The sequence below is a fragment of the Acinetobacter sp. SwsAc6 genome (assembly GCF_013391565.1).
Classification (GTDB): Bacteria; Pseudomonadota; Gammaproteobacteria; order Pseudomonadales; family Moraxellaceae; genus Acinetobacter; species Acinetobacter cumulans.
In genome coordinates, this window is record NZ_JACAXE010000010.1 from 22,615 (window position 1) to 35,464 (window position 12,850).

Annotated in this window: 9 protein-coding genes; 3 read left to right on the forward strand and 6 right to left on the reverse strand. The window is 43.6% G+C overall.

Going from position 1 to position 12,850, the window contains the following annotated elements; all coding sequences use genetic code 11:
• Nucleotides 1-9 precede the first annotated feature (9 nt).
• Nucleotides 10-3,270: a type VI secretion system Vgr family protein gene (locus HYG93_RS08955; RefSeq protein WP_178962389.1), complete on the reverse strand. Its 3,261-nt coding sequence runs from the start codon at nucleotides 3,268-3,270 to the stop codon at nucleotides 10-12.
• Between the two features lie 200 nt (nucleotides 3,271-3,470).
• Between HYG93_RS08955 and HYG93_RS08960 the strand changes: the two genes are divergently transcribed.
• The 3 genes from HYG93_RS08960 to HYG93_RS08970 all read left to right on the forward strand — a co-directional run bounded on the left by HYG93_RS08960 (nucleotide 3,471) and on the right by HYG93_RS08970 (nucleotide 7,655).
• The gene (locus tag HYG93_RS08960) at nucleotides 3,471-4,625 is read left to right on the forward strand and encodes a methionine aminotransferase (RefSeq protein WP_178962375.1); all 1,155 of its coding nucleotides are present in this window, start codon (nucleotides 3,471-3,473) and stop codon (nucleotides 4,623-4,625) included.
• A 124-nt stretch (nucleotides 4,626-4,749) separates the two neighbouring features.
• Entirely contained in the window at nucleotides 4,750-6,117 is a 1,368-nt protein-coding gene (locus HYG93_RS08965; RefSeq protein WP_106985293.1) for an MATE family efflux transporter, read from the forward strand.
• Between the two features lie 167 nt (nucleotides 6,118-6,284).
• Nucleotides 6,285-7,655 carry an LLM class flavin-dependent oxidoreductase gene (locus HYG93_RS08970; protein WP_178962377.1) on the forward strand — a complete coding sequence of 457 codons (1,371 nt, stop codon included), beginning with the start codon at nucleotides 6,285-6,287 and terminating at the stop codon, nucleotides 7,653-7,655.
• Between the two features lie 93 nt (nucleotides 7,656-7,748).
• Here HYG93_RS08970 and HYG93_RS08975 read toward each other — a convergent pair whose 3' ends face one another.
• Genes HYG93_RS08975 through HYG93_RS08995 form a run of 5 tightly spaced genes read right to left on the reverse strand, consistent with a single transcriptional unit; the run spans nucleotide 7,749 to nucleotide 12,847 of the window.
• Nucleotides 7,749-8,585 (reverse strand): ABC transporter ATP-binding protein, encoded by an 837-nt coding sequence (locus HYG93_RS08975; protein WP_120364780.1) that lies wholly within the window; start codon nucleotides 8,583-8,585, stop codon nucleotides 7,749-7,751.
• 18 nt (nucleotides 8,586-8,603) lie between these two features.
• Nucleotides 8,604-9,365 (reverse strand): ABC transporter permease, encoded by a 762-nt coding sequence (locus HYG93_RS08980; protein ID WP_120365955.1) that lies wholly within the window; start codon nucleotides 9,363-9,365, stop codon nucleotides 8,604-8,606.
• A gap of 14 nt (nucleotides 9,366-9,379) precedes the next feature.
• The gene (locus HYG93_RS08985) at nucleotides 9,380-10,231 is read right to left on the reverse strand and encodes an ABC transporter permease (protein ID WP_228198800.1); all 852 of its coding nucleotides are present in this window, start codon (nucleotides 10,229-10,231) and stop codon (nucleotides 9,380-9,382) included.
• Between the two features lie 25 nt (nucleotides 10,232-10,256).
• Entirely contained in the window at nucleotides 10,257-11,306 is a 1,050-nt protein-coding gene (locus tag HYG93_RS08990; RefSeq protein WP_106985289.1) for an ABC transporter substrate-binding protein, read from the reverse strand.
• A 29-nt stretch (nucleotides 11,307-11,335) separates the two neighbouring features.
• Nucleotides 11,336-12,847 (reverse strand): hypothetical protein, encoded by a 1,512-nt coding sequence (locus HYG93_RS08995; protein WP_120364781.1) that lies wholly within the window; start codon nucleotides 12,845-12,847, stop codon nucleotides 11,336-11,338.
• Between the last annotated feature and the right edge of the window lie 3 nt (nucleotides 12,848-12,850).

The following is a 12,850-nucleotide window of genomic DNA, read 5'->3' on the forward strand; positions in this document are numbered from 1 at the left end:
TTTTATACCTTAATTATTATTTTGATCAATGAGTTCATCTACATCATAACCATCAATACTTAACCCCCATTCATCATCCATACCTACTAAGATTTGAAGCTTTGAAGGATCAGCCGTTGAAATCTTTCCAGTTCGACCATGCTCATCAATCCCACCGCTGATCACTGCGTTCGTCTCAGGTATAAAAGCTTTGAAACTAAGCTGGCTAAAATCACTCTGCCAAAATAAGTCATACACATCTAATCTATTACTATAAATCGAAGCATTCGGCAGCTGAGGCACTTCATAACTGACTTTACTTCCCCCCACAAAACAATGCTGCCCAGCCTTACTCTCAAATTTACCGCCTGTGGTAGTAAATATGCCATCGCCATTAATTTTTAACTGTGAACCGCCTGCCGTTAGCACAATCTCTTTCGGACTGGTCAATTCAATTTTATCTTCAGTGGAAATAAGCTTAATCACTTTACGGGCTATCGCCTCAATCGCATCATCCTGTGCCTGCAACTCTACTTTGCCCTTAGCCGCATAAGCACTTAGGCCTTTTTGCGCCGCAAATAGGCTTATTTTATCTTGCGCATGATGCACAATATTTTTTTGTGCACTCACATTCACTGAACCTTGTGCACTCTCAGCAATATCCTGCGATGCCTGCATGACAATATCTTCAGGTGTGGTCATTGCAATGCCGTTGGGTGAAGCCAATAACATTAAAGCTTGCCTAAACAGCTTGCCCTGTTCCTGCTGTTTTGGGTCTGAAGAACTTTCTAAATTTTGGCTATAGCTCTCCATAAAGCCTTTCACATGCGCTAAGGCCTTTGTTGGCGTAAAAATTTCTGGCTTGCCAAAGCCACCGCCAATGATCATTTCATCTGGATTGATCTTAATATCTTCAACAATTTTGCCAATTTCTTTCAACGATTTCAGTGGATCATCTTTGAGCTGTTTTTTAATTTGCGCGACCCGATCCTTCAGCTGATCGGCACCATGTTCTTCAAGCTTTTCAATCACGCCCTTCAAGTTATCAAAAGCTTCCTCAGCATCTTCAAAATAGGCTTTGAACTGCTTCACCGTGCCTTTCACATCTTTAGTAATCGCGCCGATATCTTGAATAAATCCTTTGCAGTTTTTTAAAGCATTCAGCGGATCTTCTGTCAGTTCATTTTTAAATAAACTCACGGTTGTCATTAAAGCTTCAGAAGTACTTTTAAGCTCTAAGGACTGAATCAGCTTGGGCAAACGGCCAATGACATTCAGCGCATCTGTTTGTTGCTTCACGGCAATACTGCTGAGCATTTTCATGCTTTCCTGACCTTGACTCAGCAACGCCTGCGCTTTGGCCGCTTCCAAGTGGTCCGCAATGGCATTTTCCTGCGCATAAGTACTAATCAACATGCCACGACCCGCTCGAACAGCGCCAAAGGCATCCGTGCGTAGTTCAAAACCTTCGCCACGACCATTGCTTTGTTCTTTATCTTTAGGATGACTCAGATTACCTAAATTCAGCTGTGTCGCTGCATGGCTACTTTGTAGCTGCGTACTAATTTGCCCAGTTGTGTCATCAAAGCGCAGTTGGTTAAAGCCACTACCGCCCACTTCTTGTGAACGGATACCACTGAGCTTTTTGGTATCTGGTAGCTGACCTTTGACATCAAACATGGTCTGGTGGCGCTCAGCTTCATGGATGCGTCCAACCACAAAAGGCCGATCGACATCTCCCTCAAAAAAGTCAATTACCACGATTTCCCCAATCCGTGGGTGAAAACGTGCACCATAACCCTCGCCCGCCCATGGCGTTAATACATCCACCCAAGCAGAGTCGGTATCATTGTCATTACTGCCCGCACCGCCGTCATGACTATGATCATCCGTTCGGGTAAAGTTGAAACGGACTTTAATACGTCCCCAAGCATCAACATGAATACTTTCCCCTTCAGGTCCAACCACTTTTGCACGTTGTGGATAAGCCATCGGGCGGTGTTGTAATGGATCATATTCAGGAACGACCGCAATCGTACGGCGCACCACATACAGTTCATTGGCTTGGCGTTCATCATTTTTCGCTTGCCAACGACTACGGCTTAATAAGCTTTCAAGCTGGATTGCGATATCTTTAGGTAAGTTGTTTTGGTTATAAAACTGTTTGCCTAAAATTAAAAACTCACAATCTGAGCCCTGATGCTGATCAATTTCGGGATGATCGGTTAAACGAAACCAATATCCCACCTGTGCATCACGCACACTGCTATGCGCAACAAAATATTTGGCCGTTAATGCTTGATATTGATTCAGTTGTACGTTGGTTTGTTCTAATTGTGCTGAGTTTGTTTGCGTGGCCTGATCTTCACCATTTAAATCAGTAGTCCATGCAGAACTCAACGTCCATGCCTGCTCTAAACTGAGGGTTTCATTGTCATGTTGTTCACTATAAACATGCGCACTCAAGAGTGGATGACTCTGATCTTGTGCTAAAGACTGTGCTTGCCAACGCTGTGTTTGTATGGCTGTCGATTGTAAATAACGCTGTGCGACAAAACTGGTCACCGTATCCATACGCTCTGTCGCATGACTGCGGTGAAAGCGAATTGATTGGCGTGCTAAAGCTGAAAAAATTTGATTATGGTCGATCAAACGTAAGACCTGTGCTTGCATTGGGCTGGCAGAAACTGGCACTGTCAGCTCTTTTTCATCAATGAGCCAATTAATGCCTTCACTACGCCAAAGTCGTGTAAGAAAAGCATAATCGCTTTCATTGGCTTGCATACTAAAAGGTCGTACGGCGTATTCACGACTAAGACCATCTAAATTTAAACTTAGGCTGGATGCAAATAAGGCACTTTTTTGTTGCCATTCACTAAACAAAATTTCCGTAATGTCACGTACGCTTTTATTCATAAACACACGGCTATTACGGCGCTTATGCCATAAAGCTGTCGCATCTTCTATAGTCAACTGATAGACCGTTAGAGCCCCATCACTCTGCCCTTGACTGGCTGCAGTAATCACGCCCGTCGTTCGGTAGAGTTGCCCCAAGTCTGTCACTTGATCTATTGCGACACGACTACCAATAAACTGCTTTAATGGAATTTGTGCATTGGTAGATAGGCAAAGTAAATTCGCACTAAGGCCTTGGTTAATACGATGTTCACCATCAATACGTTGGATAAAAACTTGGCTATTGAGTGTTTCATTCGAAAAATGAATATGGAGCGCTCGCTTTTGTACACTAAGGCCAAAATTCTCAATGAGGGAATAGATTGTTTTTAGCATTTTAATTTTTGAGTTCATTTTATTTATGCGCGCATTCTAAGAAATGTACTTTTTTTAGTCTAGTGATTTTTATATGACTTTGCATTTTTATGCAGTCATTCAACGACATTTCGTTGCATAAGATTATCTTTAATTCCGCTTTTAGCCATAGATGTAGACTGCTAAACTGAGCTATCTCATTATTTATCAATGTCATCGGCATGATCCAGATTGAATCCAAACTCCCTGCGCAGGGCGTTACTATTTTTAGTGTAATGAGTGCTTTGGCACAACGCTTAAATGCGCTCAACCTGTCACAAGGCTTTCCAGACTTTCCAGCCCCACTAGCACTCTTAGATGCTTTAAGTCAGGCCACGCAGGATGGATTTAATCAATATGCACCAGGTGACGGCCTTTTGGCCCTACGTGAGCAATTGGTCAACTTATTTCAGCAACGCGATCAAATCAGCTTAGACCCCATTACGGACATCACCATCACACCGGGTGCAACGATAGGCATTTTTAGTGCAATTCAAGCTGTTGTACATGCGGGCGATGAAGTGATTATTTTTGACCCTAGTTATGACAGTTATGCGCCAAGTGTAAAATTAGCAGGTGGTATACCAATTCACATCAACCTAAAAGCGCCAACCTTTGAGGTCGATTGGTCTGCTGTACGGCAAACGATTGGCCCCAAAACTCGTATGATTATTGTGAATACACCGCATAATCCTACAGGTGCAGTTTGGGCAAAGTCTGATTGGCTCGCCTTAATTGATTTGATTCAAGATACACAGATCATTGTGCTGTCGGATGAGGTCTACGAGCACCTGATTTATGATGGGCAACGGCATTATTCTGCACTGTCTTTTGCAGAATTACGTGAACGCAGTTTTGTAGTGGGCTCCTTTGGTAAGACTTTTCATGTCACGGGGTGGAAAACTGGCTATTGTGTTGCCTGCAAGAACTTAATGACTTTGTTTCGTCAGGTTTATCAATTTACCAATTTCTGCGGGGTTACCCCCATACAACTGGCATTGGCCAACTTTATGCAAACGCATCCTGAACATATTGCAGAACTTGCAAACTTTTATCAGGCCAAACGCGATTTATTTAATGCGGGTCTGCAAAACTCACGTTTTCAATGGCATCCCGCTGCGGGCACTTATTTTCAAAACCTCGATTACAGTGCCATTCGACCCGACCTGAATGACAGCGAAATGTGCCAATATTTGGCTGAACAACATAAAATTGTGGCGATTCCTGTTTCCGTGTTTTACCAACAGCCTCCTGAAGACTTACGTTTGATTCGTTTTTGCTTTGCTAAAAAGGATCAAACACTCCGCCAAGCAGGCGAGATTCTGAGCCAAGTATAAGCTTGGCTCCAATACTGCTGGTTGCAAAACAACAAATGAAATTATTTGATCAATAAGCTTTTTTTAATCCAGACCTGTTAAGGTTAGATCCGTAGTTTAAAAAAAATACAGCACAGGATTGCACATGTCCCAACATCGGCCCATCGACAGCCAACAGACCTTATGGAAATCTTTTTTATTTTTCCTAATTCCGCTGATTGCCACCAATATTTTACAAAACCTATCTGGCACAGTGAATACGGTCTTTGTTGGGCAAATGCTGGGCGTGCATGCCATTGCTGCCGTGTCGGTATTTTTCCCAATTTTGTTTTGTCTGATGGCTTTTGTAATTGGTCTTTCTTCTGGTGCGACGGTGTTGGTCGGTCAGGCATGGGGAGCAAATAATCTAGAAAAAGTCCAACGCGTTGTGGGTACCACGCTGTTTATGACTCTGACTGGTGGAACGTTGATTGCTATATTCGGGGTCGTGTGCGCGAAGTATATTTTACTTGCACTCGGTACTGCTCCCGATGTTTTGCATCTGTCGATTCCCTATGTACAGTGGATGCTGGCAGGAAGTCCATTGCTGTTTATTTATATTATTTACAGCTCTATTTTGCGTGGTGTTGGCGACAGTACAACTCCACTGATTGCTTCAGGCATGACCATTGGTACAGGCTTAATCATTACCCCTATTCTGATTGCAGGTAAATTCGGATTTCCTCAACTGGGAATTATCGCCCCTGCCATTGCAACCTCTATCGGCTTTTTGATTGCGCTAATTTTTTTATATATTTATTTAAACAAAAAGCAACATCCGCTACGTTTAGACGCATCCTTATTGCGACATATCCGCTATCAACCAGAACTGAGCAAAATTATTTTACGCTTAGGCATACCTACGGGCATTCAAATGGTCACCACTTCCGTCGCAGGCTTGGTGATTGTTGGTTTGGTCAACCGTTACGGCGCAGATGCCACAGCCGCTTATGGCGCAGTCAATCAGGTGCTCAATTATATTCAGTTCCCAGCGCTGTCTATTTCGATTGCAGCCTCTATATTTGCAGCCCAAGCCATTGGTGCTGGGCATGCCAATTTGCTCAATAAAGTCAAACGCACCGCATTATGGATGAACTTGTTTTTTACTGGCACTTTAGTGATTCTGGCCTATTTATTCTCTAAATATTTGATGGCGCTGTTTATTACCGATCCAAAGGTGGTGGTATTGGGCCAAGAGCTGCTATTTATTGTACTGTGGTCGATTATCTTCTTTGGTGCCAGTGCAATTTTTGCCTCAATCATGCGTGCCAGCGGTACGGTAACTGTTCCTATGATCATTAATATTGTGGCTATTATTGCGATTGAAGTGCCTTGTGCTTACTTATTTAGCGAATGGTGGGGCTTAAAAGGGATTTGGTATGCTTATGCGCTGGCCTTTGTGAGTCTTTGCATTCTACAAGGCCTGTATTATCAGCTGGTCTGGAAAAAGAAAGCGGTACAAAAGCTGGTATAACACGCCTACTCTATATGGATTTATTCTGACTAAAAAACTTGTGAATCCAGTGTTCAGCGCTTCATGCATATTCTTGATAAGGATTGAATTTTATCGTATTTATCACACTATAAATTCCTTGTTATAACCCCTTGTTATCAATAGATAGTAATAATAAGGGAAGTCGCATGACGCAACGAAAAATTAAACTGGGTGCTTTTATTCCAGCAACCTCACAACATGCTGCAGGCTGGCGACATCCGCAGTCCCGCCCGCAAGATCACCTAAGTCTTGATTATATAATTGAACTGACAAAAACCGCAGAACAGGGCTTATTTGACGCTTATTTTCTTGCAGATGGCCTTTCTGTCAACTGGAGCCACGGCGCATCCCAGCATAAAGGCAGCATTGGCTATACCGACAAAGCCGTAGGCTTTGAACCTGTGACTTTATTTGCAGCCTTGGCCGCGGTCACCCAACATATCGGCTTTATTGCCACTGCATCCACCACCTATGAAGAACCGTATCTACTGGCACGGAAATTTGCCTCTTTAGACCATATTAGCAAAGGCCGTGCAGCATGGAATGTAGTCACTACCATTTCGCCCGACACTGCCCGTAACTTTGGCACACATGCCCACCCAGATGCAGCCATCCGCTATGAACGTGCCGATGAATTTATTCAGGTCACGCAAAAATTATGGGATTCATGGGAAGATGATGCCTTCAAATATGACAAAACCAGCGGACAATTTTTTGATGCCAGTAAACTGCATGAACCTTTGCACAGTGGCAAATATTTTCAAGTTCAAGGCGCATTAAATGTCCCGCGCCCACCACAAGGCTATCCAGTTATTGTACAAGCTGGGCAGTCTGAAGATGGCCGAGAGCTGGCAGCCAAATATGCCGAAGTGATTTTTACCGCGCAACAAGACTTGAGCGATGCGCAAGCCTTCTACCGCGATGTGAAATCGCGTTTAGCCAAATACGGCCGCCATGCCGATGACTTGAAAATCATGCCAGGGGTTTCAGTATTTGTAGCCAAAACCGAACAGGAAGCGCAGGAAAAATATCAGCTTTTAAACAGTCTGATTCATCCCGATGTAGGCTTGGGACTGCTTTCTGGTCTAGCAGGCCATATTGATTTATCTCAATTCGATTTAGATGCGCCCTTCCCAGAACTCAAGCAAAGTGAAATTAACTTCACCAGCCGTCAGCAAATGATGATTGATATTGCGCATAAGCATCAGTTTAGCATTCGCCAGTTATATGAATACGTTGCCTCGGCACGTGGCCATTGGACTTTAATTGGTACACCTGAACAAGTGGTCGATCAGCTGCAGGAATGGTTTGAAAATGAGGCTGCAGATGGATTTAATGTTTTACCGCCGTCTACACCTGCAGGTTTAATTGATTTTGTGGAACTGATTGTGCCTGAGTTACAACGTCGTGGCTTATTCCGCACCGAATATGAAGGAAGCACCCTGCGAGAAAACTTGGGTTTGAAACGTCCTGAAAACCAACATGCGATACAGCATCAACAAGCGCAGGCATCCTAAGCCAGCGTAAAATATAAAAAACCAATCCTCGCTGTATTAAAAGCCCGCATATTGCGGGCTTTTAAATGTGCTATCGACGTTTGGAAGAGCTGCTTACCATGCCACTTTAAACTGCTCCAATTCATGTGGCAGATGCTGTGTAACATCTTGAAAGTCCCGTAGGATGTCATTTTTAATGGCCGCCAAACGGAAATCTTCACCTTTACGTGGACGCTCCAAATCGACATTAACAATACGCTTAATACGGCCTGGATGTGGCTCCATCACCACAACACGATCGCCAAGTAAAACCGCTTCTTCAACATCGTGTGTGACCAAAATACTGGTGATCTTTTCAGTCTGCCAAATTCGTTGCAGCTCTTGCTGTAAGTTGGCACGGGTTAATGCATCTAATGCACCAAAAGGCTCATCTAATAGTAAAATTTGCGGTCGATTAACCAGACTCCGTGCAATCGCAACACGTTGACTCATCCCGCCAGAAAGCTGGCTTGGATAGGCCTTTTTAAAGCCACTGAGCTGTACCAATTCCAGATGATAATCGATTAACTCTTGCTTTTCTGCCTTAGATAGAGTGCTCTTTTCTAGGGCCAATGCCACGTTCTGCTCGACATTCAGCCATGGAAATAAACGATGGTCTTGAAACACAATACCGCGTTCTAAGCTGGTCCCCTTAACTGGCTCGCCATCAATCAAAATTTTGCCCTGAAACTCAGCGTCCAGCCCAACCAACAAGCGGAGTAATGTTGATTTACCGCAGCCACTGCTGCCCACAATACTAATAAATTCGCCTGACTGAATATTTAAATTAATTTGTTCTAAAACTTGTAATTGCTCACCCTCTTTAGGGAAAAACTTGTTGAGCTGTTGGATCTGTACCTGACCTTTGACTGAGCTGGCTACTGGGTTGGAAAAATTAACGACTTGATTCATGTATCTATCCTCATTGTTTTATTTATTGGCATCCTGGCGCCAGCGTAGGTTGTAATTTTCAAAATATTGCGCAGCTTTAGAAAACAGTAGACCGACTGCTCCAATAATCAGCATGCCATACAGCACGACTTCCATTTGAAATAGGTTTTGGCCGTCTAAAATTGGATTCACTACCCCAGGCGCGGCGATAAAAAAGTATTCCGCCCCAACTGTGGCCACCCAAGAGAACACCAAGGCAATATTCAAACCTGCAAAAATACTCGGTGCGGCCACAGGTAAAATGACTTTTAAAAAGCGTTGTAGAGGGTTAAGTTTAAAAATGAGCGCGACTTCCTTCACTTTAGCGGGCACATTTTTCACCCCATCATAGGTATTAAAAAACACGGGATAAAACACCACCAATGCAATAAAAATCACTTTCGATTTTTCAGCATTGCCAAACCACATAATCATTAAGGGAATCCATGCAAAAATCGCCACATGCTTAATGGCATTTAAAGTGGGTGAAAATATGCGGTCTAACCAAATATTGAGCCCTAATAACAAACCCAACACAGCTCCGAGCACACCGCCAATCACAAATCCCGCCGTATTACGTAATAAACTCGACCCGACATTTTCATACAGCTCACCCGATTGGACAGCCTCAATCAATACAGCTAACACAGCTTTCGGTGCAGGTAAGAGCGCTGCATCCACCCAATTTAAAGCCGAGACCAATTGCCAAATCAGTAGCAAAGCCAATGGAATGACTGCACCACGATAATCAAACTTTCTCATGCATCATTCTCCATTTAACTTTGTTGATTCCATCCGCTGAACTGACGTTGCAGTAAGCGAATCAAGGCATCAAAAACGAATCCAACCAGACCAATGACAATCACTGTTGCCAATACAACATCTAACTGAAAAATCTGCCGTCCATACACCATTACGTAACCAATGCCTTCACTTGAAGCCAACAGCTCTACGGCCACCAAGGTGCCCCACGCACTGGCAAGGGATAAGCGTAAGCCACCAATAAAACTCAGAAATGCACCAGGTAAAACTAGGTTTTTGAATTTAGACCACGGGCTTAACTGGTACACTTCAGCAACTTCACTCAGCTGTGTCGGTATATTGCGTACGCCTTTAAATACATTAATGGTCATCGGTACGAGGGTAGCTTTGGCAATTAAAATAATTTTTAAGGCTTCATCAATCCCCACCAATAAAATGAGCAAGGGAATCCAACCCACCACAGGGACTAAATTAATAATTTTAAAAGTCGGCCAAATATAAGCTTCCGCTCGACGTGATAGCCCCATGGTTAGGCCTAAGACTAAAGCCACGATAATGCCCGCACTAAAACCATAACCAATACGGCTCAGGCTGACTTTTAAATTGCTCCACAGCTCTCCACTGCTGTATAAATCTTTGAGTGCAGTCCATATCAAATCAGGTGCAGGTAAGAGCAAGGGATTAACCCAGCTTTTTTCCACTGCGATTTGCCATAAAAACAGCAACAGCACAGGGAAAATCAACCCAATCACCCAACGTAAAGCACTACTATTTTTCACAAAACTGTACAGGTTTTTAAATGCAGGTGACGCCACCTGCTCAAGTCCAGTCTTGGATGCATCCAGTTCTATGTCCTTGAGCATCATTTTTTCTCCTTCACCCGCGGGGTGATCATTTACCCCATACGTTTTGCAGATTCAGGCTCTTGATCGCATTATTGACATACTTTGGTTCAACCCATGTATCCACATCAATGTTGCCTCGAATCAGTTTTAAGTCCTGACCCGCTTTGAGTTTTTGCTTAAGCAAGCTAATACTGGCAGCATCAATCACAGGATCGCTATGTTGCTTTAAATCGACACCTTCATTGGCACGTACAAAGGTGCTATAAGACAGACCCGATTTCGACCACAGCTTGAAGAGTGCCTCACGGTTTTTCTGCTCAGACTCCCACGCTGCCTGCTTTACCAGCACATTCACAACTCGTTGCACTGTTTCTGGATATTTTTGTTCGAACTTTGAACTCACCAAAACATAGCCTGAGCTTTGTAAATTGGTCGGCTCTTTTTTAGAGCTATAAATAATTTTGGCAATGCCACGGTCCACCACAGGAAATAAAGACTGATTACTAAAAATAGCGTCTAAATCTCCACTGGCCAAAGCAGCATAGCCCACCGCACCATCCACATTGACAAAGCGAAAGTCTTTTTCGGTCAAGCCATATTTTTTAATAATTTGATACAGCGCCAAATGCAAACTTGTACCACGGAAAAAGCCAATGCGTTTGCCTTTTAAGTCGGCCCAAGTTTTGGCTTGAGAACTTGGCGGCACCGCCAAATAGGTATTGTCATGTGTGCCACCAATCGCGATCAATTTGGTATCTAAACGGCTGGCTTTACCAATTAATGCTGGCAAATCGCCAAGCCAAGTAATATCTACTAAACCATTGGCATAAGATTCATTAATGGCAGGGCCTGCGCCTTTAAAGTTGTTCCACTGGACTTTTATGCCATCTTTTTGGAATTCTTTTTCTAGTAAACCTAAAGTTTGCGTCGTGGCATAGTAACTACCATAACCAACAGGACGGTTGCCTGAGCCTACTAAAGGCGAGGCAAGGCGGATTACCGTCGGTTTTGCTTCAGCAGCAAACACCTGTACTGCAGGCACCAGCGTCGCTACAGCAATCGCACTAGTAAATAAAATTTTAGACCACGTTTTCATAGAGATGATTCCTCATTATTTTTAAAAATTTAGAAGCCGTATTGGAGCTGTGCGACCAACTCGTTATAGGTTTTATTGCTAATTTCGTTATTTACATGATTCAAATTGATTTGGAATTTCGTGGTTTCTGCAAAAAATGCATTTAAACCTAAGCTATGAATATCAATGCTTTGATTGACGGCATTCTTATCACGGTCAATGCTGTCAAAACGGTAAAAGGCTTGATAAGACTTCGGCCACCAGTCGTCATAGCGCCCTTGGTTGCGAAAACCTTTAACAAATTGCTCACCAAAGTTCCAAAACAATGTGCCAGTATGTGATTCACTTTCGCGCTTATACACAGTTGCGGATTGTGGATTAAAGGTTTGATCTTCACCCTGCACATATTCGTAGGTCACCCCAAAAGGATGATGGTTGTAATAAAGATCAAAGCCTTTACGCAGTACATCGCCTTTACCTGCAAAGGCGGCTGAAGCACCTGTGGTGTCAAACAAGTTGCTCTTACCCTGATACCACGACACCCCGAAGCTCAGTTCACGCAACCATGAGTTGTACTCAGCAGGCAAGGTATAGCGCAGACGGCCAATAAAGTTTTTGTCATCGTTATCGTCTGATTTGTTTGCACCATTGCCATTCACTAAGCCAAAGGCATAACTCAACATTGGTGAACGGTAGTTATAGCCATAATCCACGGTTGGAAAGGCATCTCCACGCACAATCAGGCCCACTTCACGCAGTGCTAAACCATAGCCATAGCCCGGCAAGCTAAACAGCGCATTATTAATGGTTGGTTTTAAGTCTTCAGTCGCTTGCACTTCTTGGCCAAATGGCAGAAGTTGCTGGCCCAAAGTCACACTCAAACGACCCGTATCGGCACTTAAAGTCGGAAGCGCGTTATAAATTAACTGTGCATCCAGCAGATTCAGATAACTGTTGTTGGTGCCCGTTTGTGGCGACGTACCAAAGCGCAAATTAAAGTCGAGGTTTTTGCCTTGCTCATAGTCTTTAAACAGATTGCCTGCAAAGCCAATTTGCACCGCACCCAAGTCAAATGACGAACGGCGGTTATTGACCGCAGCGCCGGTATTTTGCCCTTGCGGTTGCACCAGTTGTGCTTCATCGCTATAAGATGCCTTAGCTTGTACAACGCCATTGATTAACAGCTGGCGAGTAGAAAGTGCGGTTTTGGTATCTCGGTCACGTTGCACTTGGTACTTAAAGTTTTCAATATCACTTTGCAGGCCTTGAAGCTCGGCTTGGGTCACAAAATTTTGTCCAGTGGCATCATCTTCTGCATTTGAATCATCTGTTGCACTCAGCTCATCTGCACCATCCGCGGAAACCGCTTTAGGCGTAGTAGCGCTCCCCCCTTGTATACGACCCAATTCTGATTTTAATTGTTTTAAAGATTGCTCTAACTGGGCAACCTGTTGTTGTAATTGACCAATATCAGTTTCGGCATGACTGATGCCAATGCTTGCACTTAAAAGCGTTAAAGCAAATGTACCTAAACGTATCGGTTGAATAATGGACTGGCTCATAAA